General features: G+C 67.6%; 24 protein-coding genes and 1 pseudogene. 18 read left to right on the forward strand and 7 right to left on the reverse strand.

Annotated features, from left to right (window positions below; genetic code table 11):
- Positions 1 to 10 precede the first annotated feature (10 nt).
- Together GQS65_RS09660 and GQS65_RS21380 are read right to left on the reverse strand one after the other, a co-directional pair.
- A complete protein-coding gene (locus GQS65_RS09660) occupies positions 11 to 688 on the reverse strand; it encodes a DUF502 domain-containing protein (protein WP_158204394.1) in 678 nt (225 codons plus the stop codon).
- 36 nt (positions 689 to 724) lie between these two features.
- Positions 725 to 883, reverse strand: coding sequence for a DUF7556 family protein (locus GQS65_RS21380; RefSeq protein ID WP_199268435.1), 159 nt, complete (start codon positions 881 to 883; stop codon positions 725 to 727).
- 229 nt (positions 884 to 1112) lie between these two features.
- Between GQS65_RS21380 and GQS65_RS09665 the strand changes: the two genes are divergently transcribed.
- From GQS65_RS09665 to GQS65_RS09725, 14 genes and pseudogenes are all read left to right on the forward strand, one after another.
- A complete protein-coding gene (locus GQS65_RS09665; RefSeq protein ID WP_158204395.1) occupies positions 1113 to 3047 on the forward strand; it encodes an ABC transporter substrate-binding protein in 1935 nt (644 codons plus the stop codon).
- Between the two features lie 184 nt (positions 3048 to 3231).
- Positions 3232 to 4266, forward strand: a complete 1035-nt coding sequence (locus GQS65_RS09670) for an ABC transporter permease (RefSeq protein WP_158204396.1) — start codon at positions 3232 to 3234, stop codon at positions 4264 to 4266.
- A 2-nt stretch (positions 4267 to 4268) separates the two neighbouring features.
- Positions 4269 to 5777 carry an ABC transporter permease gene (locus GQS65_RS09675; RefSeq protein ID WP_158204397.1) on the forward strand — a complete coding sequence of 503 codons (1509 nt, stop codon included), beginning with the start codon at positions 4269 to 4271 and terminating at the stop codon, positions 5775 to 5777.
- Positions 5777 to 7147, forward strand: coding sequence for an oligopeptide/dipeptide ABC transporter ATP-binding protein (locus GQS65_RS09680; RefSeq protein WP_158204398.1), 1371 nt, complete (start codon positions 5777 to 5779; stop codon positions 7145 to 7147). The genes GQS65_RS09675 and GQS65_RS09680 overlap by 1 nt, the downstream gene beginning before the upstream one ends.
- Positions 7140 to 8900, forward strand: coding sequence for an ABC transporter ATP-binding protein (locus GQS65_RS09685; protein ID WP_158204399.1), 1761 nt, complete (start codon positions 7140 to 7142; stop codon positions 8898 to 8900). The genes GQS65_RS09680 and GQS65_RS09685 overlap by 8 nt, the downstream gene beginning before the upstream one ends.
- Positions 8900 to 9052, forward strand: a pseudogene (locus GQS65_RS22290) (hypothetical protein); the annotation flags it as partial. The gene GQS65_RS09685 and the pseudogene GQS65_RS22290, both read left to right, overlap by 1 nt.
- The gene (locus GQS65_RS09690) at positions 8988 to 9338 is read left to right on the forward strand and encodes a DUF7555 family protein (RefSeq protein ID WP_449271791.1); all 351 of its coding nucleotides are present in this window, start codon (positions 8988 to 8990) and stop codon (positions 9336 to 9338) included. The pseudogene GQS65_RS22290 and the gene GQS65_RS09690, both read left to right, overlap by 65 nt.
- Positions 9339 to 9428: 90 nt before the next feature.
- On the forward strand, positions 9429 to 10034 hold the full coding sequence (locus tag GQS65_RS09695; protein ID WP_158204401.1) for a DUF7529 family protein: 606 nt from the start codon (positions 9429 to 9431) through the stop codon (positions 10032 to 10034).
- Positions 10035 to 10246: 212 nt separating this feature from the next.
- Positions 10247 to 11107 (forward strand): CBS domain-containing protein, encoded by an 861-nt coding sequence (locus tag GQS65_RS09700; protein WP_158204402.1) that lies wholly within the window; start codon positions 10247 to 10249, stop codon positions 11105 to 11107.
- Complete coding sequence (gene glyS / locus GQS65_RS09705; RefSeq protein WP_158204403.1) at positions 11104 to 12879, forward strand: glycine--tRNA ligase; 1776 nt, start codon at positions 11104 to 11106, stop codon at positions 12877 to 12879. The genes GQS65_RS09700 and glyS overlap by 4 nt, the downstream gene beginning before the upstream one ends.
- 34 nt (positions 12880 to 12913) lie before the next feature.
- A complete protein-coding gene (locus tag GQS65_RS09710; protein ID WP_158204663.1) occupies positions 12914 to 13477 on the forward strand; it encodes a dolichol kinase in 564 nt (187 codons plus the stop codon).
- A gap of 386 nt (positions 13478 to 13863) precedes the next feature.
- Complete coding sequence (locus tag GQS65_RS09715; RefSeq protein ID WP_158204404.1) at positions 13864 to 14358, forward strand: cation:proton antiporter regulatory subunit; 495 nt, start codon at positions 13864 to 13866, stop codon at positions 14356 to 14358.
- Positions 14351 to 15550, forward strand: a complete 1200-nt coding sequence (locus tag GQS65_RS09720; RefSeq protein WP_158204405.1) for a cation:proton antiporter — start codon at positions 14351 to 14353, stop codon at positions 15548 to 15550. Before GQS65_RS09715 ends, GQS65_RS09720 begins: the two co-directional genes overlap by 8 nt.
- A 48-nt stretch (positions 15551 to 15598) precedes the next feature.
- Positions 15599 to 16507: an AEC family transporter gene (locus GQS65_RS09725; protein ID WP_368280021.1), complete on the forward strand. Its 909-nt coding sequence runs from the start codon at positions 15599 to 15601 to the stop codon at positions 16505 to 16507.
- Positions 16508 to 16522: 15 nt separating this feature from the next.
- Here GQS65_RS09725 and GQS65_RS09730 read toward each other — a convergent pair whose 3' ends face one another.
- Positions 16523 to 16873 (reverse strand): DUF7344 domain-containing protein, encoded by a 351-nt coding sequence (locus tag GQS65_RS09730; protein WP_158204406.1) that lies wholly within the window; start codon positions 16871 to 16873, stop codon positions 16523 to 16525.
- A 174-nt stretch (positions 16874 to 17047) separates the two neighbouring features.
- Here GQS65_RS09730 and GQS65_RS09735 point away from each other — a divergent pair, with 174 nt between their 5' ends.
- Complete coding sequence (locus tag GQS65_RS09735; RefSeq protein WP_158204407.1) at positions 17048 to 19594, forward strand: DEAD/DEAH box helicase; 2547 nt, start codon at positions 17048 to 17050, stop codon at positions 19592 to 19594.
- A gap of 62 nt (positions 19595 to 19656) precedes the next feature.
- Here the strand turns inward: GQS65_RS09735 and GQS65_RS09740 are convergent, their stop codons facing one another.
- Positions 19657 to 20331 (reverse strand): Sjogren's syndrome/scleroderma autoantigen 1 family protein, encoded by a 675-nt coding sequence (locus GQS65_RS09740; RefSeq protein WP_158204408.1) that lies wholly within the window; start codon positions 20329 to 20331, stop codon positions 19657 to 19659.
- Between the two features lie 294 nt (positions 20332 to 20625).
- Between GQS65_RS09740 and mdh the strand changes: the two genes are divergently transcribed.
- Positions 20626 to 21540, forward strand: a complete 915-nt coding sequence (mdh, locus tag GQS65_RS09745) for a malate dehydrogenase (protein WP_158204409.1) — start codon at positions 20626 to 20628, stop codon at positions 21538 to 21540.
- A 45-nt stretch (positions 21541 to 21585) separates the two neighbouring features.
- Here mdh and GQS65_RS09750 read toward each other — a convergent pair whose 3' ends face one another.
- Positions 21586 to 21828, reverse strand: coding sequence for a ferredoxin (locus GQS65_RS09750; protein WP_158204410.1), 243 nt, complete (start codon positions 21826 to 21828; stop codon positions 21586 to 21588).
- 46 nt (positions 21829 to 21874) lie between these two features.
- A complete protein-coding gene (locus GQS65_RS09755; protein WP_158204411.1) occupies positions 21875 to 22384 on the reverse strand; it encodes a hypothetical protein in 510 nt (169 codons plus the stop codon).
- 101 nt (positions 22385 to 22485) lie between these two features.
- Here GQS65_RS09755 and GQS65_RS09760 point away from each other — a divergent pair, with 101 nt between their 5' ends.
- Positions 22486 to 24732 (forward strand): ATP-dependent DNA helicase, encoded by a 2247-nt coding sequence (locus tag GQS65_RS09760; protein ID WP_158204412.1) that lies wholly within the window; start codon positions 22486 to 22488, stop codon positions 24730 to 24732.
- Positions 24732 to 25244 (forward strand): KEOPS complex subunit Cgi121, encoded by a 513-nt coding sequence (gene cgi121 / locus GQS65_RS09765; protein WP_158204413.1) that lies wholly within the window; start codon positions 24732 to 24734, stop codon positions 25242 to 25244. The genes GQS65_RS09760 and cgi121 overlap by 1 nt, the downstream gene beginning before the upstream one ends.
- Positions 25245 to 25414: 170 nt before the next feature.
- Here cgi121 and GQS65_RS09770 read toward each other — a convergent pair whose 3' ends face one another.
- Positions 25415 to 26032, reverse strand: a complete 618-nt coding sequence (locus tag GQS65_RS09770) for a MaoC family dehydratase (protein ID WP_158204414.1) — start codon at positions 26030 to 26032, stop codon at positions 25415 to 25417.
- Positions 26033 to 26152 lie beyond the last annotated feature (120 nt).

The following is a 26152-nucleotide window of genomic DNA, read 5'->3' on the forward strand; positions in this document are numbered from 1 at the left end:
GGGACGCGACTCAGTCGTCGCGGTCGACGCCGTTAGTGGTGCCGCGGCCGGCGTGGAGCGTCGGCATCTCCTCTTCGACGTCGATGTGGACGCCGCTCTCCTTGGCGTCGCCGAACCCGGCCGAGAGGATGCGTGTCAGAGCGTCCTCGACCGTCTCGTCGACCTCGGTGTAGTCGTTCGGTTCGACCTCGACGACGAACCCGGTGGTGATGTTCGGGGCGGTCGGGAGGAACAGCAGTTCACGGCCGTCTTTCGACTTCTTACCGGTCTTGAACGCGGTCATCCGCATCCCGTTCCACGTCTCGACCTTGACCGGACTCTGGAGGTCCTCGGGGCCGGAGACGGCCGTCTCGACGGCCATCTTCGAGGCGTTGTAGACGACGCGGAGGCCGGGCAGGCGGTTCATCGAGGAGTCGATACCGCTCTCGACGAGGTTGCCGAAGGTGGTGCGCATCATGTAGCCCACCGACAGCGTGAGCAGGAGGAGGACGGCCAACAGGAGGCCGACCTCGACGTACGGAGTCGCCGCTTCCCACCCGTCCGGCATGTCGGTGGGGTCGATACTGATGACGCCGAGGCCGGCGAGTTTGACGAACAGCCAGCGGAGGATGTAGAGGGTGACGAGGACCGGACCGAGGACGATGAGGCCACTGGCGAAGTCACGTTTCCACGAGCCTAGTGACACCATTTACCGGAGTAAACGGGGGTGGGATTATCAGCTTTCCTACCGGTAGTCCTCGACACTGACGGCCTGTGTCAGCGGCACGGAGAGCCACGTCTCGTCACGGGAGATGTCGGCGATGACGAGTCGCTGGTCCGCGACGGCCGCCATCACCTCGCCGTCCCCACTCGCGTCCGTCTGTGCCGCCGAGTCAGGTGACATCACGTAACAGTATCTGGTATTCGACTATAAACGTGTCGGAACGTGTTGCCGGTTGTTCGTGAGTGAAAGGTCGATTTCACTCAACACGGCGTATTAGTCGCGGGAGACGTTACCAACGTGATGTGCGGACACCCACCATGACAGCATCGACCCAGAAATCGGCGGCAGACGGCGTCGGCGTGGAGACAACGGCAGTTTTATCAGCAACCACCAGATATGGAGGATTGGAATGACAGACAGTAGCGGACTTTCCCGTCGTCGGTTCCTGCAGGCGACCGGTGGGGCGGCCACGGCCGCCGCACTCGCAGGGTGCCTCGGCATTGGCGGCGACGGCGACGGTGACGGCAACGGCAACGACAGTGACGGCAACGGCACTGGGAACGGCACCGGCGACGGTGGCGAGGACATGGAGCCCCAGCAGGGCGGGACGTACCGCAAGCTGAACTCCACCATCTCGACGTTCGACCCCGTCAACGCGGGGGACACCGCGTCGGGGCAGATCGTCCAGCAGGTCTTCGACGGCCTGACGAACTACCCCAACGGCGAGACGCAGCCGACGAACCTGCTCGCCGAGAGCGTCGAGCGCTCCGAGGACGACACGACCTACACGTTCACCCTCAAGGACGCGACGTTCCACAACGGTAATCAGGTCACCGCACAGGACTTCGTCTACTCGTTCGAGCGCCTGGCACGCTCGCCGTACACGGTTCGTGCGTACTTCATCCTCGACTCGCTGGGTGTCACGCACGAGACCGACGAGGACGGCAACTACGTCCCCGACTCGATGGGCGTCGAGGCACAGGACGAGAGCACGCTCGTCATCAACCTCGACGAGCCGTTCCACTCGACGCTGGCGATGCTCGCGTACTCCTCGTTCGCGGCCGTCCCGTCGGACGCCATCGGTCTGGACATCGACGCGGAGCAGACCGGCAGCGGCGAGGAGGTCGAACCCGCCCCCGAGTACACCGAGTTCTCCGAGAACAACCCCATCGGTGCCGGCCCGTTCGTCTTCGAGAACTGGGAGAAGGGCACCTCCGCGGACGTCACCCGCTACGACGACTACCACGGCCAGACGGCGTACGTCGACGCCGTCCACTGGCAGGTCATCGAGGACGACACGGCCGCGTTCAACTACGCGATGTCGAAGAACGTCGACACGTTCGGCGTGCCGACCCCGCGATACAGCCAGAACAAGATTCAGAACGCCTCGAAGGACGACGCCGGTCGGACCGAGGGGCAGTACGGTCCGTTCGACGCGAACGGCGAGACCGTGGACTACCTGAAGGTCCCCGAGGTGTCGACGTTCTACTTCGCGTTCAACACGCAGAACGTGCCAAAGCCCGTCCGGCAGGCGGTCGCCTACATCACGGACCAGGAGAGCCTCGCGTCGTCCGTGTTCAAGAGCCGTCAGGAGCCCGCCTACCACCTCACGCCGCCGCTCATCTACCCCGGTGAGGGGAGCGCCTACGACTCTCACGTCGAAGAGGCGTACCCCTACGGGACGAGCTCCGACATCGAGGGCGCACAGCAGGTGATGGAGGAGGCCGGCTACGGCGAGAACAACCGGTTCACGATGCAGTTCACGCACTACGTGAGCCAGACCTGGTCCGAGATCGCACAGATCCTGCGCCAGCGTCTCTCCGGTGCGTACATCGACATGAACATCGAGCAGGCGGAGTTCGCAACGCTGCTCGAACGCGGTCAGAACGGCAACCTCGAAGCGTACACGCTCGGGTGGATCGCCGACTGGCCGGCTGCGGACAACTTCCTGCAGCTCATCAACCCGCCGAACACCTACACGGGCGAGCCCGGTGTGTTGACGTACACCAACTGGGGTCGTGACGAGGAGACCGAGGCGTCGCAGGCCGCCGCGGAAGCCTGGCAGACCATTCAGGACAACCCCGGCCCGAGCGAGGAAGCACTCAACGCCCGCAACGAGGCGTACATCCAGATGGAGGAGGCGAACTGGGAGGACGTCGTCCTCGTCAACGCCTTCCACGGTGCGACCGAGCGCTTCAAGTACCCGTACCTGCACGCGCCGAAGTTCGGTGCGATGGGCAACTCCCGCCAGATGTACAACACGTTCTGGAAGGAGCAGGAGGGCCGCCGCACGGTCACCGGCACGCCGCCGGGCAACAGTTCGGGCAACGGCTCCGGACAGTAAGCGGACCGCCGAAACGTACCGTTTTTCGACCTAACGCGCCTAGCGGCGCGCGTAAACAACGAAAGAGATAATTGCCGCACCCCAAAATTCAGCGACAAGCTACAATGATAGCCACGAACAGCGACGGCGGCGCTCGTGTCGGTGAGCCGACGCGGTGCTGCCACGAACGAAACAGGGTGGCACGATGAGCCGCTGGAGCTACTTCGCTCGGCGTCTCGTCCTCGCCGTCCCGGTGCTGCTGTTCTCGATGTCCATCGCGTTCGTCATCCTCCGGATGGGGCCTATCGACCCCGTGTCGGCGATCGTCGGGACGCAGAACGACCCCGCCTACCGGCAGGCGGTCGCGCGGAGCATCGGACTCATCGACGCACAGGGCAACCCCATCCCGCTGTGGGAGCAGTACTTCGCGTTCATGCGAGACCTCCTCACCTTCGACCTCGGCCGGTCGTGGGTCATCAGCCGCGGCACGTCGGTCAGCGAACTCATCGCTAGCCGTGCGCCCCGCACCATCTGGCTCGGCTTCTGGTCGGTGCTGGTGGCGCTGCTCGTCGGCATCCCGCTCGGCTTCTACGCCGGCCTCAACCCGAACACGTTCTCGGACTACACCGCGTCGTTCGGCGGCATCATCTGGCGAGCGATGCCGAACTTCTGGCTCGGCATCATCATCTCCTCGCTGCTGGTCGCCTCCGCACAGTTGACCGGCGGCGCGTTCAACTGGGCGGACTGGATCGTCGAGACGTCGGGGGGTGGCGTCACGGCACCGCCGTTGACGGACCTCACCGACCCCGAGAACCTCGCTATCGCCATCAAACAGATACTACCGGCCGCGCTCGTCCTCGGGTCGTCTTCGATGGGTAACGAGATGCGTATCGGTCGGACCGCCGTGCTGGAGACGGTCAACTCCAACTACGTCGAGACCGCTCGCGCGAAGGGACTCCCGGAACGCGTCATCGTCTGGAAGCACATCTTCCGGAACGCGCTCATCCCGCTCGTCCCGGTCATCACCGCGGAGGCGTTCCTGCTCATCGGTGGGTCCGTCGTCGTCGAGGCCATCTTCGCCATCAACGGGTTGGGGAAGCTGTTCTTCGACGCTGCGATACAGGGTGACCTGCCGCTTGCCGGGTCGCTCCTGTACATCTTCGTCCTCATCACGCTGAGCATCAACATCCTGCAGGACTTCCTGTACACCATCATCGACCCACGAATCGGGTACGACTGACAATGAGCACGCAACACCAATACGAAGACGTACCGCTCCGCGAGCGCATCGCGGCGAACCCGCAGCCCGCCGCTCTCTGGGCCGTCGGGTTGGTCGTGCTGTTGCTCCTGCAACTGGGTGCCATCGTCTCGACGCTGGGCACCGCTCTCGAACTGTTCGCGAGCGTCATCATCGGTGCGTTCCACGGGACACCCAGCGGCATCTCGCCGGCCAGCAACGTCGCCGGCGCGGGCGTCGTCGCCGCGCTCAACGGACTCGAACAGTTCGGTCGGTCGCTCCCGACGCTGCTCTCGCGTGAGTTCATCCCCAACCAAGGGCACGCGACGACGGAGGGCGGCTGGGACGGGACGTTCCTCGGCCTTCCACCGGCGTTCGCGTGGGCGTTCCGCGTGTTCCTCATCTACGCCTACATGTTCTTCTTCCTGTGGTGGCTCTGGTTCGGCTACCGGACCTTCGTCAGCCACTACCGACAGGCCGACTGGACGCCGCGTGACGACGTCGTCCGCCGACTGCGCACCCACCGCTGGGGGCAGTTCGGACTCGTCATCGTCGTGCTGTTCGTCGGACTGGGCCTGTTCGCTCCGACCGTCTCGCCGGTCACCTACGACGAGGACGTCATCAACCCGCTGGAGTACGAAGTCGAGTATCTCGACGACAGCGGCGAGGTCCAGACCATCCTCTCGGCCGACGCGAACCTCCAGTCCGCCTCCCGTGGGAACCCCTCCTCGAACGTCGGACCGCTCTCGTACGACGACTTCGGGCGGTTCCACCCGTTCGGGACGATGAACAATCCGGGTGGTGATCTGTTCACCTTCATGGCCTACGGGGCGCGTGTCTCGCTGTTCATCGGCCTCATCGCGATGGGTATCAGCGGCTTCATCGCCGCGTTCTTCGGCCTGCTGACCGCGTACTACAAGGGGCTCTCCGACCTCGCGGTGGTGGTGGTGAGCGACTCCATCCAGGCGATACCGGTGTTCCTGTTGGTCATCCTGGTCAGTGTGGTGTTCCAGGGGCACTGGTTGGCGGAGTTCTACGACGGCGGCTTACTGTTCGCGCTCGTGTTCGGCTTACTGTACTGGCCGGGGCTGTGGCGTGCGGTGCGTGGGCCCGCCTTCCAGGTGTCCGAACAGGAGTGGGTCGACGCGGCCCGCTCGTACGGGCAGGGCTCCATCACGACGATGCGCAAGCACATGCTCCCGTACATCCTGGGCTACCTGCTCATCTACGGCTCGCTGATGATCGGTGGCATCATCATCTCCGTCTCGGCGCTGTCGTTCCTGGGTATCGGCATCTCGCCGCCGACCCCGGAGTGGGGTCGAGCAGTCGCCGACGGCCGGGGGTACGTCACGACGGCGTCGTGGCACATCGCGTTCATCCCCGGCATCCTCATCGTGCTGGTCGTGACCGCGCTCAACGCACTGGGTGACGGTATCCGCGACGGCATCGACCCACAGAGCGAGAGTGGCGAGAGCGGTGCTTCCGAGGCCGCTGCCGCAGGGGGTGGTGGGTGATGAGTATCCAGCTCACCCGCGAAGAGGACCCCATCCTCACCGTGGAGAACCTCCAGACGTCGTTCTTCACGGACAAGGAGACCATCCGCGCGGTCGACGACATCAGCTACACCATCCAGCGCGGCGAGACCGTCGGTATCGTCGGCGAGTCCGGGTCGGGCAAGTCCGTCACGGCCCGCTCCATCATGGGGCTGGTCGACTCGCCCGGTCGTGTCATGGGCGGGTCGATTCGCTTCCGCGAACCGACGACCGTCGACCGACTCGCACGGCTGTTCCCGAAGCGGACCGCCGAAGTCGACGAGCTACGCGAGGAACACGATCTCGTGGAACTCGTCGAACGCCTGCTGAACGGCAGGCACACCGCCAGCGAACTCGCCGGGGAGGAGTACGCCGGCGCGGACGCGGAGACGCTCGTCCGCGACGGCGCGGTCGACATGGCCGACCTCGTCGAGGACGGCTACGCGGCGGAACTCGGCATCGTCAACGAGAGGACGTTCGTCGTCCGCGACGGCTCGGAGGGCTACGTCGAAGTGACGAACGCGCCGACGGAGGGGCTCCGGAAGCTCCGTGGCCGCGGAATCGCCATGATCTTCCAGGACCCGCTGACGTCGCTCAACCCCGTCTACACCATCGGCAACCAGATCAAGGAGGCGCTGCGTCTCCACCGTGGACTGACGGGTAAGCGAGCGACCGAGGAGGCCGTCCGCCTGCTCGAAGCGGTGTCCATCCCGGACGCCCGGCGTCGTATCGACGAGTACCCCCACCAGTTCTCGGGCGGGATGCGCCAGCGGGCGGTCATCGCCATGGCGCTGGCCTGTGAGCCGGAACTGCTCATCTGTGACGAGCCGACGACGGCGCTCGACGTGACCATCCAGGCACAGATTCTCGAACTGCTGGAGGAGATACAAGAAGAGCGGAACCTCTCGATCATGTTCATCACCCACGACATGGGTGTGATGGCCGAGATCGCCGACCGCATCAACGTGATGTACGCCGGCGAACTCGTCGAGAGCGCGCCGGCACGGGTGCTGTTCGACGACCCGAAACACCCCTACACGCAGGGGTTGCTGGAATCGATTCCGAGCCGGAACGTCGGCGGCGAGCGCCTGCGGACCATCGAGGGCGACGTCCCGACGCCGAACGAGAAGCCGACGTACTGTCGGTTCGCGCCGCGCTGTCCGGAGGCGTTCGACGCCTGCGACGCGGTCCACCCGGTCAACGTGGACGTGAGTACGGGCGACGCGAACCACACTGCGGCCTGCCTGCTGTACCCCGAGGACATGGCGCGGGAGGACGCCGTCGCCTACCACCAGTCGCGTGGCGGCGAGACGGCGCAGGCGGCCCCCGACGAGGTGAACGACGATGAGTGAGACCGAAGAACTACGACGGACGGAACGGACGGACGGACGCAGGGACCTCGTGAACGTCAACGGGCTGAAGACGTACTACGAGGGGGGTGGCCTCATCAACTCCCAGCCGGTCAAGGCCGTCGACGGTGTGGACTTCCACATCGAGCGCGGCGAGACGCTGGGGCTGGTCGGCGAGTCCGGCTGTGGGAAGACGACCCTCGGCCGGACGCTCGTCCGCCTCGAACGCGCCACCGACGGGGAGGTGCTGTTCGACGGCGATGACATCACGACGTTCTCCGGCAAGCGCGTCAAGCGGTGGCGTCGGGACGCCCAGATCGTCTTCCAGGACCCCGAATCCAGTCTCAACGACCGGATGACCATCGGCGAGATCATCCAGGAACCGCTCAACGTCCACGACTGGCCCGACCTCGACGTCGACGTCGTCGGGACCCAGAAGCAGGTGGAGGTGACCGGTGACGGGAGCGTCAACCAGGACGAGCGCGAAGCCGACATCACCGTCGAGGTGCCTGGTGGGGCAGTGACGGTTCGAGACGGCGTCCCACTGCCCGAGGACCGTGTCTCGGTCGACGTCACCGAGAGCGACTCGACGGTCACCGTCAGGGTGGACGTCGACGTCGCCCGAAAGCGCCTGCGCCGCGCTCGGGTCCGCGAACTGCTGACGACGGTGGGCCTCCGGGAGGAACACTACTTCCGCTACCCCCACCAGTTCTCGGGGGGCCAGCGCCAGCGTATCGGTATCGCCCGCGCACTGGCGCTCGAACCGGAGTTCGTCGTGCTGGACGAACCCGTCTCCGCACTCGACGTGAGCGTCCAGGCGAAGATCCTCAACCTGCTGGAGGACCTCCAGGAGGAGTTCGGGCTGACCTACCTGTTCATCGCCCACGACCTCTCGGTCGTCCGGCACATCTGTGACCGCGTCGCCGTCATGTATCTCGGCCACATCATGGAGATCGGCGACTCCGAGGAGCTGTTCGAGAACCCGAAGAACCCGTACACACAGTCGTTGCTCTCGGCGATTCCGGAGACGGACCCGACCGACGACAAACAGCGCATCACGCTGCGCGGGACGCCGCCGAGTCCGCGCGACCCGCCACAGGGCTGTCCGTTCAGCACGCGCTGTCCGGTGAAGATTCACCCCTCGGAGTACGAACACCTCGACGAAAAGACGTGGGAGGGCATCGAACTGTTCCGCGAGATCCTCCGCGAACGGCAGCGGGCCGACCGGAGTTTCACCGAGCGAGCGCGCGCCATCCTCGGGATGGAGACCCGCTTCTCGGGCATCGACGAGATCGTCCGCGAGGTGTTCCCGCACCGACTCACCCAGGAGCGCGAACAGGCGCTCGACCGGGCGGTCGAGGCGGCGGCCTCGAACCGTGAGGACGAGGCCCGTGAGATCCTCGGGACGAACTTCGACCCGAGCGAGACCGATGCGGACTTCGACGACCTCGTCGACTCGTTCATCAGCGACGTCCACGCGGGCAGTCACGGCCAGGCCCGCTCGCGCATCCGTGAACGGTTCGGCGAGATGGACGTCCCCGGCGAGGTCCGGGGCGACGTCGACCGGGCCGTCGAGCACGTCCGCGACGGTGACGAGCAGGCCGCACGCGAACTGCTGCGCGAGGAGTTCGGCAGCGTCTGTGACACCGAACCGCCGGACCACCACTCGGTGAGCCAGTCGGGACGGACGAGTTACTGTCACCGCCACCTCGCGGAGCACGAGGAGCCCGAAGTCGCCTTCGAGCGACAGAGCTGATGGACCGTTCGACGACAGCCGAGCAGTTCGGTTCGACCGGCCCCGACCGGACGCGCCAACTCGTCGACCTCGTCGCGTACGTGCTGGGTGTCGTGCTGGTGTTCGGCGTCGTCCTCGGAGTCATCAGCGTGGCGCTCGGGACCGGTCTCCTGGGCGTCAAGTGGGGGGCTGTTCGTCGTCGGCGTGCTGCTGGGGAGCTACGCCACGCTGAAGATTCGACCGACCAGACCCGGCAGCGACCCGCGGGAGGCACGCTTCCCCATCGACAACGGGGAGGAGACGCCGTTCCAGGCACGGGTCCAGCGCCTGCTTCCGATGCGTCTGCGCCTCGAACACGACGACCGTATCGCCGACGGGGCGAAACTGTTCGTCGCCAGTCTCGCCATGCTGGGCGTCTCCCTGGCGATGGAAGCGGTGTTCGGAATCGCCGTCTCGTGACCGACGGGCGGTGACGAACGGGACGAGACGACCGGCTCCCGTCGGACGCGGCCCAACAGCTTTTACCGGCTCAGTCGCCCACCATGGGGTATGCCCGAAATCGGAGAGGACACCGACTACGCGGACCGCATCGCCACGAACGCCGAGGCGTTGAAGGGGGCGTGGAACGCGACCCGCGAGGAGCTGTACGGGATGGCCGACGAACTGGAAGCGGAGGGCTGGGAGACGCTCGCCGTCGCCGCCGACCACGTCGCCCCGGAGGGGCCGAACTTCGAACCGCAGGGTCGGTTCGGCCTCTCGTTCACGCTGGTCGACAACCTCGCCGACGACGTCGAGTCGTTCGTCGCCGAGACGGCCGGTCTGAGCGCGGCCGAGTACGACGACCTCATCGAGGGCGAGACGCGAGAACTCGACGCGTTCGACCGGTTCGAGGTGTTCCAGCGCGAGACCGACGGACACGTCTACATCCTCGTCGCCTACTTCGACGACGACCAGCAGCGGGCGCTGTTGCTCGCCGGGGCCTACCAGGTGATGTTCGCCAACCCGCTCCGGAAGACCGTCGTCGAGCGCGACGAGACGTACACGCACATCCTGCGACTCGACGAGACACCCGTCGCCAGCTTCTACCACGAGGAGTGGGAGCCGTTCTTCCCGAACGCGAAACAGCGACTCGCCGACGCGCCGGACGAGGAGTAGCGAGGCCAGAACGAGGGGCGGTCTCGGACGAAGCGAGGAGTGTGGCAAGCGCCGAGTAACGGGCCGGTACGAGCGAGGACCGCCGACGGACGAACGCCGAGTGCGACGGGCCGTCGACCGGGCCGTGGGGGCGAGCGAATGCGGCGGCCGTCGTGTGAACCCGCGTCGTGGATGTGCAACGCCTTTGTACGCGGGCGGAGTCAGTGTGCATCATGAACGTCGCAGACGCCATGACGCCGGGCGACGAGGTCGTGTCGGTGTCCCTGCCGGGCAACCGCGACGACGCGCTGGAGTATCTCCGCACGGGCGAGTTCTCCTCCGTCGCCGTCGTGAAACCGAACGAGGACGGCGAGGTGTTCCGTGGCCTCGTCTCCCGAGAGGGTCTCATCAACAACCCCGACGAGGACCAGCTCGCGTTGCTGGTCGAGGACGGCCCGACCATCGGTTCGGACGCCTCGCTCGAGGAACTCGCCGCGGTGATGCGCGAACACGACGCGCGCCGGGTGCCGGTCGTCGACGGCGACACGCTGGAGGGAATCGTCACCATCACGGACGTCGTCCGGGCTATCGCCGAGGGGAACGCCGACGGCGACAGCGAGGTCGGTGTGCTGGCGACCCGCGAGGTCAACTGTGTCTACGCCGAGACCCCGCTGGCGGTCGTCGAGCGCGAACTCTCGCACGCGGACGTCCCGTACGGTATCGTCGTCGGCGAGGACGACGAGGGCGACGTCGACATCGTCGGCATCGTCACCGAGGCCGACCTCATCGAGGTGGCGAAGGTCGTCGAGGGCGAGGGCGAGACGGGCGACTCCATCGCCGACGAGGACGACGACTGGAAGTGGGAGGGCATCAAGGCCGTCGGCAACCGCTACGTGCCGACGCGGGACGTCGAGTTCCCCGCGGGTACCGCCCGCGAGTTCATGAGCGACGAGCTAGTGACCGTCTCGCGGACGAAGACCGCCCAGCACGCCGCCCGCGAGATGCTCAGACACGACATCGAACAGATACCCCTCGTGAGCGGCAACGACCTCGTGGGTATCGTCCAGGACATGGACCTGCTGAAGGCGCTATGAGCGACGCATCCGACGAACACCCCGAGACCGACCTGATGGAACTGGCGAAGCGGCGTGGGTTCTTCTTCCAGGCCAGCGAGGCCTACGGCGGTGTCGCCGGCTTCTACACCTACGGCCCGGAGGGTGCGACGCTGAAACAGCAGGTCGAGGACGCCTGGCGCGACCGGTTCGTCACCCGCGAGGGCCACATGGAGATCGACGCCCCGACCGTCATGCCCGAACCCGTCTTCGAGGCGTCGGGCCACCTCGACACGTTCGACGACATGATCGTCGAGTGTCCCTCGTGTGGCGAGTCCCACCGCGCCGACCACCTCGTCGAGGACGCGACGGACGTCGCCGACGCCGAGGCGCTCCCGACCGAGCAGGTCGAAGCCCTCATCGTGGACCACGGGCTCGACTGCCCGGCGTGTGGCGAACCGCTCGCGGGCGTCGACGTGACGGACTTCAACCTCATGTTCGAGACGGCCATCGGCCCCGGTTCCTCACAGGCCGGCTACCTCCGCCCGGAGACCGCACAGGGCATCTTCGTCGAGTTCTCGCGGCTCAAAGAGTACGCCCGCAACCAGTTGCCGTTCGGCGTCGCCCAGATCGGTCGCGCCTACCGCAACGAGATCTCCCCGCGGCGCGGTCTCGTCCGCGTCCGGGAGTTCACGCAGGCGGAACTCGAACACTTCGTCGACCCCGAGACCGACGAACCGCCGCTCGAACGGGTCGCGGACGTCGAACTACCGCTGTACTCCGCCGACGCCCAGCAGGGCGACGGCGACATCGAGACGCTGACCGTGGCGGAGGCCGTCGACGAGAACGTCGTCACGAGCGACTGGGTGGCGTTCTACCTCGGACTGGCCCGCTCGTTCTACGAGCGCATCGGCGTCGACATGGAGCGGTTCCGGTATCGCCAGCACCTCCCCGGCGAACTCGCGCACTACGCGAGCGACTGCTGGGACGCCGAGGCGGAGGTCGACGGCAACTGGATCGAGATAACAGGCTTCGCCTACCGGGGGGACTACGACCTCTCGAAGCACGCGAAGTACGCCGACGCGGACTTCACCGTCTTCCAGCAGTACGACGACCCGGTCACCGTCGAGCGTGCGGTCGTCGACCCGGATATGAGCGTCCTCGGTCCCGAGTTCGGTAGCGCCGCGGGCGACATCGCCGCGGAACTCGACCGGATGGCCGCCGCCGGCGACGAGCAGTTCGAGAACCTGAGCGACGACGACGTCATCAGGGTGGAGGCGAACGGCACGGCGTGGGGCGTCCCCGCCGACGCCGTCGACTACCACGTCGAGGAAGTGACCGAGGCCGGCGAACACGTCACACCACACGTCGTCGAACCGTCGTTCGGCGTCGACCGACTCGTCTACACCGTGCTCGACCACGCACTGGAGACCGACGAGGTCGACGGTGAGACCCGGTCGTACCTCGGTCTCCCCGCGGAGGTCGCGCCGACGACCGTCGGCGTCTTCCCGCTGATGAGCAAGGACGGCATGGACGACCGGGCGCGTGACCTCGCGGGCACGCTCCGGCAGGCCGGCCTGAGCGCGACCTACGACGACTCGGGAGCCATCGGTCGGCGCTACCGCCGCCAGGACGAGGTCGGGACGCCCTACGGCGTCACCGTCGACTACGAGACACTGGAGAACGACACCGTGACGCTCCGTGACCGCGACTCGACCGATCAGATCCGTCTGTCGGTCGAGGACCTGCCCGCCGCCATCACCGCCCTCCGGACCGGCGGCGACCTCGCCGACTGGGGCGACCCGGTCGAGTAGCCCCGTGGTGGTCCCCGCCGAGGTCCAGCGCCGGATGGTCCACGCCACCGGCGCGACCATCCCGCTCGCGTACCTCCTGTTCGACCTGCCGTGGTTCTGGGTGCAGGTCGCCTGGAGCGTCGCCGCCCTCGGCGGCCTGCTTCTGGAGGCGCTGCGCCTCTCCGGGGTCGTCAACTGGCGACTGTTCGACACGCTGACCCGCGAGTACGAGCAGGAGAACCTCGCGGGGTACGCGCTGTATCTGCTGTCGATGGCGGCCGTCGCGTGGCTGTTCCCGCCGAGTACCGTCCCCGGCGCGGCCGTCGCGGGGATGCTGATGCTCGCGCTCGGCGACCCGGTCAGCGGTCTCGTCGGGTCGGGTGAACTCCAGTCGGTCAAGGGCGCGCCGTCGCTACTGGCGATGTTCGCCGTCTGTCTCGCCATCGCGTTCGGTGTCGGCCTCGCGCTCGCTCCGGCCGTCGTCGGGGCGGCCGCGGCGACGCTCGCCGACGGCGTCAAGCCCGTCGTCGCCAGCTACGTCGTCGACGACAACCTCACCATCCCGCCGGCGGCGGCCGTCGGCGTCACGCTCGGCTGGCTCCTCCCCGGCGTCCTCTGACGGCCGCCACGCTGAGGGGGACGTGGAAACGCGCACCACCGAGCGACAGCGCCGTCGGCCACGTCGAGACCGCCGTCGTCAGCCGGTCGGCAGACGTTCGGCAGCCAGGCGTCAGACGGAGACGGATAAACCAACGGTGGGACGTCAACGTCCGGTGCCGGTCGACCGAGCGACCGGCGGGCGAACGTCCGTCAGACACACGGCAGACGCGGTAGACGTTCACCATCGTCAGACGCCGCCGAGTGTCACGGTTCTGGACCCGAAACGAAGGGGTTGGCGCGTGTGGCGAACGGCCGGGCCGGCGGGAGTCGGACCGGGAGCCAGTGGGTGGGTCGAGGGAGCGCCCCGAGCGACGATTTATGTCCCGAGGGCCGCTCCGTGGAGGCATGACCGTCTACGAGAGCGACCTCCCCGGTGTCGGCAAGAAGTTCGAGGTGGAACTCGACGGCGACACTCGGCTCGTCATCGTCATCCACAACACGGGCAAGCGAGAGCTGTTCCTCCGCGAATCGGAGGACGCGGACGCCGAGAAGCTGTTCACGCTCTCCGACCGTCTCGCCCGACAGGTCGGGACCATCATGGAGGGCGCGTACTTCCAGCCCATCCGCACTGAGAGCATCGAGACGGTGCTCTCGGACGACACGCTCATCGAGTGGGCGAAGGTGATGGGTGACTCCCCGCTGGTCGGTCAGACGCTCGCCGAGTCGCGGCTGCGTCAGAACCTCGGCGTCTCGGTGGTCGCCGTCCAGCGCGGCGGTGAGACCATCGAGAACCCCGGTGCCGACACGACGATTCGGGCCGACGACACGCTCGTCGTCCTCGGGTCGCGGGAGGCGTGCCGGCGACTCGACGACGTGGTGACCGGAGACGTGGATGGCTGAGGGGACGACGCTGCTGGCCGTCGGCGCGATGTTCCTCGCGCTCGTCGTCGCGGGGGTCGTCGCCCGACGACTGGGCGTGTCGGTCATCCCGCTGTACATCGTCGCGGGCATCGGTGTCGGGGAACTGGCGACCCGCGTCCTCCCGGAGACGACCCCGCTGGTGCCACAGCCAGCCAGCGAGTTCGTCGCGCTCGGGGCGGAGTTGGGCATCGTCTTCCTGCTGTTCTTCCTCGGACTGGAGTTCAGCGTCGACCGCCTGCTGGCGAGTCGTGACCGCCTGCTGTCGGCGGGCCTGCTCGACCTCGGCGTGAACTTCCCGGTCGGGATGGCCATCGGCCTCGCCGCCGGGTGGTCGCCGGTCGAGGCGTTCGTCCTCGGCGGGGTCGTCTACGTCTCCTCCAGCGCCGTCATCACGAAGTCGCTCATCGACCTGGGGTGGATCGCCAACGCCGAGTCCGAACCGATGCTCGGGACGCTCGTCTTCGAGGACCTCGCCATCGCCCTCTACCTCGCGGTGCTGTCGGCTATCGTCTTCGGCGGTGGCGACCTGGCGACGGCCGTGGAGGGCGTCGGTGTCGCCGCCGGCTTCCTGCTGGTGCTCGTCGCCGGCGTGGCGAAGGGGGACGCGCTGTTCGCACGCTACCTCGACGTCGACTCCAACGAACTGTTCGTCCTGCGGGCGGTGGCCGTGACGACGCTGGTGGGCGGCGTGGCACTCGAACTCGGCGTCAGCGAGGCCGTCGCCGCCTTCTTCGTCGGGATGGGGTTCTCCTCGACCCAGCACGTCCACGCCCTCGAACGACTGCTCGCCCCCATCCGCGACGTGTTCGCCGCCGTCTTCTTCTTCTACATCGGCCTGACGACCGAACTGGGGCTGGTGGGGGCGGTCGTCGGTCTGCTCGCCGTCGCCGTCGTCCTCACCACCGCGTCGAAACTCGTCTCGGGCTACCTGACGGGCCAACGGGTCTACGGGCTCGACCACCGGCGGTCGGTGCGCGTCGCCGCCGGCATGGTCACCCGCGGGGAGTTCTCGCTCATCATCGCGGCGCTCGTGGCGGGCGCGAGTTCGACGGTGCTCTCGGGGACGATTCCCGCCTTCGCCGTCGGCTACGTGCTCGTCATGAGCGTGCTCGGGACGCTGGCGATGCAGTACGCCGACCGTATCGCGGGGCTGGTGCCGGGGGGGTCGTAGCGCCACGAAACGCAACACCGAACCGACCCCCCGACGGACGCACTCCCAGTGAGTGTCGTCTCGAACCTGCTCTACCTGCTCGTCGTACTGGCGCTCGGCATCGCCGGGCGACGAGTCGGCCTCCTGACCGAGTCGTGGCGAGACCGACTCACGGCGGTGGCGTTCTACGTCGCGCTCCCGGCACTCGTGTTCGGGTCGACCGCCGGACGTAACCTCGCCGAGGTGCTGGAACCGCGACTCGTCGTCGGGTTCTGGGCGGTGCTGGTCGTCGTCGCGGCCGTCGGCTGGGTCGTCCACCGCAACGAGTCCTCGCCGGCCGTCCGGAGCGTCGCCGTCGTCCAGTCGTACCACTGCAACCTCGGTTTCCTCGGACTCCCCATCACGGCGGCGGCGTTCGGCGGGGTCGTGACCGCGAAAGCGAGCCTCCTGCTCGGTGTCGGCGCGTTGACACAGGTGCCGCTCACACTGGGGGTGTTCGCGTTCCTCACCGACGCGGACGCGGCCCTCGGCGAGGAACTACGCGGGCTACTCACCAACCCGGTGTTGCTCGCGCTGGGAGCCGGCCTCGGCTGTGCGGCGTTCGACGTGACCGTCCCCGCGACGGTGTCGACGGCACTCGGTGTGGTCGCCGACCTCGCGCTCCCGGCCGCGCTGCTCGCCATCGGCGCGTCGCTGTCGCTGGCGGGCACGCTCCCCGACCGCTCGACGGTCGGGGCGGTCCTCCTCGTCAAACTGGTCGTCATGCCCGTCGTCGCGCTGGTGACCTTCCGGACGCTGGCGGCGGACCCCTCGACGACCCGTGCGGGCGTCCTGATGCTCGCCATGCCGACGGCCGTCTCGACGTTCGTCTACGCGAGCGAACTCGGAGGGGACGCCGACCTCGCCTCGGCGAACGTGTTTCTCACCACCGTCGCCTCGGTGGGTACCATCCTCCTCGTGGTACAGGTCGTGGGGTGACGCCGGACGGAAGGCTCAGCAGAACGGCCCCGGCAGGACCTGGTCGTTCGTGGCGAGCAGGCGGACGACCGGTTCGTAGACGCCGAACCGGGGACCACGGGAGACCCGGCCCCGTTCGCGGTCCCACTCGACGACCCCCTCGGCCTCCAGTTTCGGCAGGTCGGCGTGGTACAACTGGAGCGCGTTCTCGGCCGGACCGTCTCCGTCCCCGGAGCACGACGCTCCTCCGGCCGGTTCGAGTGCGGTCCCCGAACGCGTGAACCGGCCGCTCGACACGTCGATGCTCTCGACGTCACACAGTGTGACGAGCAGTCGCCGCCGGGACGCCGAAGCGAGGACATCGAACACCGTCGAGACGTCTGACATGCGCAAGACACCTGTTCGATAGGTAATAAGTCTTGTTCGGGAGTGTACCGTTCGGGACACTCGAAGCGGCCCGCAGGGTTCGGTACTGAACCACTCGACGCGCTCGGGGGGCGCCGGTTCACTTTCACCGCGATACGCGAACCCTTAACCACGAACGCGCGTCACTACCCTCAAATGGCGGCCAGTAGCGAGTCGGACACCGAACTCATCGACGGCCCGCTTCTCACGCCGGGCCTGCTCCAGCGCCGGGAGTATCAGGTCGAACTCGCCGAGGCCGCGCTCCGCGACCACACGCTGGTCTGTCTCCCGACGGGTCTCGGCAAGACGGCGGTGAGCCTCCTCGTCACCGCCCAGCGCCTCCACGAAGCCGGCGGGAAGGCGCTCTTCCTCGCGCCGACGAAACCGCTCGTCAACCAGCACGCCGACTTCTACCGCGAGGCGCTGACGGTTCCGGACGACGACATCGTCGTCTTCACGGGCGAGGTCAGACCCGACGACCGGGCCGAACTGTGGGACTCCGCACGGGTCGTCATCGCCACGCCGCAGGTCGTCGAGAACGACCTCGTCGGCAACCGCATCTCGCTGCGCGACGTCACCCACCTCACCTTCGACGAGTGTCACCGCGCGACCGGCGACTACGCCTACTGCTACATCGCCGAGCGCTACCACGAAGATGCAGAAAACCCGCTCGTCACCGGGATGAGCGCGTCGCCGGGTGGCGACAAGGAGGAGATACTGATAGTGAGTGAGAACCTCGGCCTGCGCGAGGTGGCGGTGATGACCGAGGGCGACTCCGACGTGAGCGAGTTCACCCACAAGACCGAGGTGGAGTGGGAGCGCGTCGAGTTGCCCGAGACGGTCATCGAGATACGCGACGCGCTCAACGAGGTCATCACCGACCGACTGGAGAAGCTGAAACAGTTGGGCGTCACGCGCTCGACGAACCCCGAGATGTCCCAGCGGGACCTCAACTCGATTCGCTCGGAGCTCCAGCAGATGATGAGCAACGACCAGTCGGAGGGGTATCAGGGGATGTCCGCCCACGCCGAGATAATGAAGCTCCGGCGGGCGGTCGAACTCGTCGAGACCCAGTCCGTCGAGTCGCTGCGCCGGTACTTCGAGCGCCAGCGCAACGCCGCACGCTCCTCGGGGGCGTCGAAGGCGTCCCAGCGGTTCGTCTCGGAGCCGCGCGTCCAGGAGGCGATGCGTCGCGCCGAGGCGTTCGACGACCTCCACCCGAAGTTCCGCCGGGCACGCATCCTGCTGGCCCAGACGCTCGGCATCGAGAACGGCGAACGCGTCATCGTCTTCACCGAGTCCCGCGACACCGCCGAGACGCTCACCGACTTCTTCGGCAACCACTTCTCGACGCACAAGTTCGTCGGGCAGGGCGACAAGGAGGGCTCCGACGGGATGACCCAGAAACAACAACAGGAGACGCTCGACGCGTTCCGTCGGGGGGAGTTCGAGGTGCTCGTCTCGACGAGCGTCGCCGAGGAGGGACTGGACGTCCCCGAGGTGGACCTCGTCTTGTTCTACGAACCCGTCCCGAAGGGCATCCGAGCCATCCAGCGCAAGGGCCGGACCGGCCGCCAGACCGAGGGGAAGGTCCACGTCCTGCTCGCCGAGGACACCCGCGACGAGGCGTACTTCTGGATTTCGCGGCGCGAGGAGAAGCGGATGGCCGAGGAGTTGAACGACCTCAAGAACGCCGCCGACGAGGTCAACGAGGAACTCGGACAGCACGGCCTCGACGACTTCGAGGACGCGACCGAACAGTCGAACGCGGACGCGACGGCCGGTGACGCGGCCACCAACGGCGGGGCCGACACCTCGGGTGAAAGTGATGGCACTGCCGACACGAAACCGAACGACCGTGTGGGTGCGTCGACCGGAAACGGTGGGGGGACGGACGGGCAGTCGGGCCTCGACTCGTTCGCCGGCACGACCGACGGGGCGGACGACGCCGACGCCCCGACGGCGGACGGACCAGACGACGGCGGAGACGGACGGGATGGGGGGAGTGAACGGGACGACGACGCTCCCGTGGCGACCGCCCGTGGCGACGGCGAGACGGTCGAAATCGTCGTCGACCAGCGCGAACTCGACGCGACCATCGCGCGGGACCTCTCGACGCGCGACGGCATCACCACGCGCCTGGAGACGCTCGCGGTCGGTGACTACGTCCTCTCGGACCGGGTCGTCGTCGAGCGCAAGTCCGTCGACGACTTCCTCGACACGCTCGTCGGCGGCGACCGCTCGATGTTCGAGCAGGTGAAAGACGCCGCCCGCCACTACTCGCGGCCCGTGGTCGTCGTCGAGGGCGAGGACCTCTACGGCGCGCGCAACGTCCACCCCAACGCCATCCGGGGAGCGCTCGCCTCGCTCGCCGTCGACTTCGGGGCCTCGATTCTGCGGACGACCGACGAGACCGACACCGCCGACCTCGTCGAGGTCATCGCCCGGCGCGAACAGGAGGAGTCGAAGCGGTCGGTGAGCGTCCACGGCGAGAAGGCCGCGAAGACGCTCACCGAACAGCAGGAGTACGTCGTCGGCTCTATCGCCGACGTGGGACCGGTCACCGCCCGCTCGCTGCTGGAGCACTTCGGGAGCGTCGAGGCGGTGATGACCGCCAGTGAGGACGACCTGCTGGAGGTCGCTGGCGTCGGGGCGGTCACGGCCGAGCGAATCCGAGAGGTCGTCGGCAGCGACTACGAGTGAACGCCGTCGTTCGAGACTGTAGCACCCGTGAGGAGCGTGCGCTCGTTCGGGCCGAGGCGCCGCTACTTCTCGGCGTTCCTGACGGCTTCGAGCGCGTTCGCGGCGTCCTCGACGGCGGCGAGGTACTCCCGAGCGCGAGCGAGGTCGTCGGCCCCCTCGGCCTGCTCGGTGAACCGCGTCACCGTCCGGGCGAGCGAGGCACGAGCGTCAGAGAGGTCGGCGTGGGACGCCGCGGGCCGGCTCTGTCGGGGGGCGTCCGCCTGCCGTGTCGCGTCCGGGTCCGTGGTCGGGTCGGGGTCGGGAGCCCAGTCCGCACCGGCGATATCCCCCGGCGACAGGTCGGCGAGTGACTCCTCGGGGGGAGATGACGACTCGTCGGGGGCCGGCGACTGCTCCGAGTGCTGACCCTCGGGCTCGACCGGTCGGCGGGCGTCGGGCGCGTCGGCCGACGACACCTCGGCGGGCGACCGCTCGGCCGCCGCGCCGTCCTGCTGTTCGGGAGCCGTGGGCGCCTCGGTCGCTCGGGGCTGCTGGCCCTCGGAGCGACAGGTCGGGCAGAACTCCTGGCCGTCGTAGCGGAAGACGGGGTCGCCGTGGACGTCGCAGTGTCTGTTCGTCATCGTCGCCCCCTGGAGGAGCAGTTCGCTCATCCGCTGGGTCGACTCGCGCTCCCGGTCGTCCTCGGCGAACTGCTCGCGGAGTTTCTCGCGTTCCGCCTCCTTGTCGAAGTCACTCATACCACCGGATACGGTCGGCTGAACCGAAAAACGTAGTGGATGCGAGACTCGGAGGGACCGCGAGCGACCGAGAGTCTCGGAGCGACGAGCGGGGAGCGGAAGCGACCCGCGAGTGGATGCGCGGTTCGGAGCGAGCGCCGCGACCGGCGGTCGTGAACAGTGGTAGCTACTGGCTCGTGGCGCGTGACAACGTGAGCCAGGAAGGAGGGTGCGGCGGCGATTGGAAAGGGGTCGCTAATCGGCGAGATACGGCGCTTCGAAGCGCTTAACCACTGTCCGCGGGAGATACCGGACATGGCAAAAGTGAGTGTCGTCGGAGCGGCCGGCACGGTCGGTGCCGCGGCCGGGTACAACCTCGCGCTGCGTGACATCGTGGACGAACTCGTCTTCGTGGACATCCCGGACAAGGAAGACGAGACGGTCGGGCAGGCCGCCGACACGAACCACGGCGTCGCCTACGACTCGAACACGACGGTCGTGCAGGGGGGCTACGAGGACACCGCCGGGTCGGACGTCGTCGTCATCACCGCCGGCATCCCACGGCAGCCCGGCCAGACCCGTATCGACCTCGCGGGCGACAACGCCCCCATCATGGACGACATCGGCTCGTCGCTCGCCGAGCACAACGACGACTTCGTCTCCGTGACGACGTCGAACCCCGTCGACCTGCTCAACCGCCACCTCTACGAGACGGGCGACCGCGACCGGAACGAGGTCATCGGCTTCGGCGGTCGCCTCGACTCCGCGCGCTTTCGCTACGTGCTCTCCCAGCGCTTCGACGTGCCCGTGAAGAACGTCGAGGCGACCATCCTCGGCGAACACGGCGACGCGCAGGTCCCGATGTTCTCGAAGGTCCGCGTCGACGGGCGTGACCCCGAGTTCACCGCCGACGAACGCGAGACCATCCTCGGTGAACTCCAGGAGTCCGCGATGGACGTCATCGAGCGCAAGGGCGCGACCCAGTGGGGGCCGGCGACCGGCGTCGCCCACATGGTCGAGGCCATCCTCCACGACACCGGCGAGGTCCTCCCGGGAAGCGTCGTCCTCGACGGCGAGTACGGCTACGAAGACACCGCCTTCGGCGTCCCCGTCAAACTGGGCGCGAACGGCGTCGAGGAGGTCGTCGAGTGGGAGCGCGACGACTACGAGGTCGAACTGATGGACGACGCGGCCGAGAAGCTCTCCGAGCAGTACGACGAAATCTCGTAAGCCGCCCACGGAGAGTCGCTCCGTCGAGAGAGCATCCAGCGACGCTCAGATTATCTGCTCGCCGTCGTCGTCGAACACCTCGATGGCGTCGACGGGACAGACCCGCGCGGCGAACTTCGCGTCCAGTTCCGCGTCTGCGGGAATCTCGCGGCTGAACACGCCGTCTTCGATCTCCTCACTGTCCTCCAGGACGGCCTTCCCGGCGTCCATGTCCTTCGAGAAACCGTCCCACTCGGCGACACACTGGTACATCCCGATGCAGGTGTCGCGGTCGTACTCGATGCGCATGTGGCCGGCTTGGTCGGGAGGTGAGAAAGGGGTGGCGCTCGGCCGGTCACCGGAAGTTCCGACCGTGGACCGATTCCAGTCGCTCAACGGTGACGGGGTGTTCGAACTGGAACGACTCGTCGCCGAGGTGAAGCGTCGTCTCGACGCGCGCGGGGACGGTCCCCAGAACCTCGTCGTACGACACCGTCGGTGCGTTCCGGACGGTCCGACGCTGGTCGTCCTCGTAGACGACGGGGTAGACGACCCAGACGCGAGGGAGCGGGTCCCCGCACGCGCCACGAACCTCGGTGTCACCGAGCCAGTCGGTCGTGAACGCGTTCAGTCCGACTCTGGCGAGTTGGACGCTCTCCAACTCCGCCCAGCGTTCGGCGGGAACCGTTCGGTAGACGTCGCCGTCGGGTCGGTGTATCGCGGCGAACCGAACCTGTCCCGAGTCGGGGTCGTAGGTCGCGTCCGAACCGGTCCGTTCCGGATCCCTGTCGACGACCGGGAACGTCGGGTCGAGCGTCGTCTCGGCTTCGACGGGCGGCCCACGTGCCTGCGGCCAGGGTCGCATAGCGTCGCTTCGCGGGCTACCGACGTGAGCCTCACGCCGACCAGTTCCACGTTCGCCGCGAGTGGCGAGTGTTTAAAAACGGGGACGCGTAATCGTGGGCAATGAACGTCGACGACGTCCCCGAGGTTCCCGAGTGGCTGCCGGGGCACTTGCGGGATGGCGGTATCGAGGAACTCTACCCACCACAGGCGGAAGCCGTCGAGAAGGGCGTCACGGAGGGCGACAGCCTCGTCGCCTCCGTCCCCACGGCGTCGGGCAAGACGCTCATCGCGGAACTGGCGATGCTCTCCAGCGTGGCCCGTGGCGGGAAGGCGCTGTACATCGTCCCGTTGCGGGCACTGGCCTCGGAGAAACAGGAGGAGTTCGAGCAGTTCGAGCAGTACGGGCTCTCCGTCGGTGTCTCGACGGGCAACTACGAGTCCGAAGGCGAGTGGCTCTCCTCGTCGGACATCGTCGTCGCCACCAGCGAGAAGGTGGACTCGCTGGTGCGCAACGGCGCGTCGTGGATCGACGACCTCTCGTGTGTCGTCAGCGACGAGGTCCACCTCGTCGACGACGCCCACCGCGGCCCCACGCTGGAAGTCACGCTCGCCAAGCTCCGGCGGCTGAACCCGAACCTCCAGACCGTCGCGCTGTCGGCCACCGTCGGCAACGCCGAACAGATGGCCGACTGGCTGGACGCCGAACTCGTCGACTCGGAGTGGCGACCCATCGAGTTACGCACGGGCGTCCACTACGGACAGGCGCTGCACTTCGACGACGGCGACAAACGCGAACTCCCCGTCAGAGGCAACGAGAAACCCACCTCCGCTATCGTCCGTGACACGCTCGACGAGGACGGGTCGACGCTCGTGTTCGTCAACTCCCGGCGCAACGCGGAGGGGGCGGCCAAACGACTGGCGGGCGTCGTCGCGGAGACACTGACGAACGAAGAGCGGGAGGCGCTCGGCGAGGTGGCCGCCGAGATTCGAGAGGTGAGCGACACCGAGACGAGCGACGACCTGGCGAAGGCCGTCGAGCAGGGCGCGGCGTTCCACCACGCGGGCCTCGCCCGTGACCACCGCTCGCTGGTCGAGGAGGCGTTCCAGGACCGCCTCATCAGGGTCGTCAGCGCGACACCGACGCTCGCGGCGGGCGTCAACACGCCCTCACGGCGGGTCGTCGTCCGGGACTGGCGACGCTACGACGGGTCGGTGGGCGGGATGGCCCCGCTCTCGGTCCTCGAAGTCCACCAGATGTTCGGGCGGGCGGGTCGCCCCGGACTCGACCCGTACGGCGAGGCCTTGCTGCTGGCGAACAGCCACGACGAGTTGGACGAACTGTTCGAGCGGTACGTCTGGGCGGACCCCGAGGCCGTCCAGTCGAAACTCGCCGCCGAACCCGCCCTGCGGACGCACGTACTGGCCACCGTCGCCAGCGGCTTTGCCGACTCACGAGAGAGTCTCCTGAGTTTCCTCGAACAGACGCTCTATGCCACCCAGACCGACGAACCCGGCCGCCTCGAACGGGTGACCGACGACGTGGTCGCGTACCTCGTCGCCAACGAGTTCCTCGAAAAGGACGGGGACTCGCTGGCCGCGACGAGCATCGGTCACACCGTCTCCCGCCTGTACCTCGACCCGATGAGCGCCGCCGAGATCATCGACGGTCTCCGTGGGACGACGGACACGACGGCGATGGGGCTGTACCACCTCGTCAGTCGCACGCCGGACATGTACGACCTCTACCTCCGGTCGGGCGACCGCGAGCAGTACACGATGCTCGCCTACGAACGCGAGTCGGAGTTCCTCGGGGCGATGCCCAGCGAGTTCGAGGACGGCCGGTTCGAGGACTGGCTGTCGGCGCTCAAGACCGCGCGGATGCTCGAAGACTGGGCCAGCGAGGTCGAGGAGGAGCGTCTCGCCGAGCGCTACGGCGTCGGCCCCGGCGACGTGCGCGGGAAGGTCGACACCGCCGAGTGGCTACTGGGTGCCGCAGAACGCCTCGCGGGGGAACTCGACCTGACCATCGCCCCCTCGATTCGTGAAGCACGGGTCCGGGTCAAACACGGCGTCGGCGAGGACCTCATCGACCTCGCGGGCGTCCGCGGCGTCGGGCGCAAGCGTGCCCGACGGCTCTACGAGGCGGGCATCGAGGACCGCGCTGGCCTCCGCGAAGCCGACAAATCCGTCGTCCTCGGAGCACTGCGCGGTCGGACCCAGACCGCCGAGTCCATCCTCCAGAACGCGGGGCGTGACGACCCCGCGATGGACGGCGTCCGGGAAGACCCCGACGCGAAGTCCGCCGCGCTGGCCGTCGAAGCGGACGACCCGGAGGAAGAAGACCAGACCAGCCTCGGTGACTACTGATGGAGCTGGTCGAAGGCCGAGCGACCGTCGAGTCGGTCGACGCGTTCGTCGCGGACCTCGGAGCCATCGGCGAGGAGCACGACTGTGCGGTGCAGGCGTTCGACGCCCGTACGGTGGTCGACGAAGCCCACCTCCGGCGAGCGGTCGAGTTGGCGGACCGCGCCTTCGAGCGTGGCGAGACCATCGCCCGTGACCGCGGCGTCGAGATACTGCTCTACGCGGCGGGTCGGCGGCAGATAAACCAGGCGCTCGCACTCGGCGTGAGCGAGGGTGAGGTGCCGGTCGTGGTCGTGGTTCACGGCGGCGGCCCTGCCGGTAGAGACGTGTCCGACGAGCGGGCGGCCGCCGAGGCCGTCGCGGAACTGCTGGAACCTGCGGAGACGCTCGGGCAGTACGACGAGAGACGGGTCTGTTCGTTCTACGACGTCACCGACGCGGAGCGGGCGGCGACCGACGCCTCGCTGTCCGAACTGGTCCGCGAGCGGGTGGCACTGTTGACCGTGGAGAAGTAGCGCGGTTCGGACCGAGCGAAGCGAAGGAGAACCGCGCAAGCACGAACGGCGACCGTCGGGAGCCGTGAGTGGAGAGCCGCGAGCGAACACGTGAGCGAACGTCTCCGACCGTCGAGGGGCGAACGGAGTGGACCGCGAGCGGTGCGGGCAGTAGCGGGCGCGTCGTCGAGTTACTCGTCGGCCGGCGCTCGGTCGATGAGGACGACGGCTTCGCCGTCGATGACGGTCGCGTCTCCGCTGAGGACCTCCGTCGTGAGTCGGTAGCGGTCGTCGCCGAAGGACTCGACGATCTCGACGTCCGCGGTGATGCGGTCGCCGATACGGACCGGCTTGAGGAACTCCAAATCCTGTGAGAGGTAGATGACGTTGCCCGGGTAGCGAGCGAGCGCCGCGCTGATGAGGCCCGCGACGAGCGTCCCGTGGGCGATTCGACCCTCGAACCGGGTGTCGGCGGCGTACGTCTCGTCGAGGTGGAGCGGGTTGGTGTCCCCGCTCGCGGCGGCGAAGCGCTCGACGTCGCGTTCGGTGACGGTCTTGGTGAAGCGGACGCTGTCGCCGACGCTAACGTTCTCCCACGACTCGACGGTCGTCTCGGTGTCCCACTCGGGTAGGTCGCCGTCGGGGACGAGGCGGTCCTCGGTGTCGGTGTCGCCGGTCGGTGTGTCGTCGTCGGCCACCGGGACGCCGAAGGCGGCGGCGGTCGCTCGGTTGGCGGCGACGACACTGTCGACGAAGAACTCGGACGTTCGGACCCACGGTTCGAACAGCGACGGGGGCGTGTAGCTCATTCGCACCCTCCTTCGACGCCGTGCGTATTAATGACGCGGCTCGCACTCGCGACACGACCTGTGCTCATGAGGACACGAAGGTCATCGGCGTGGAAAACTGTTTCGACGATTGGTACTCGA

The sequence above is a fragment of the Halomarina oriensis genome, from assembly GCF_009791395.1.
Lineage (GTDB): Archaea > Halobacteriota > Halobacteria > Halobacteriales > Haloarculaceae > Halomarina > Halomarina oriensis.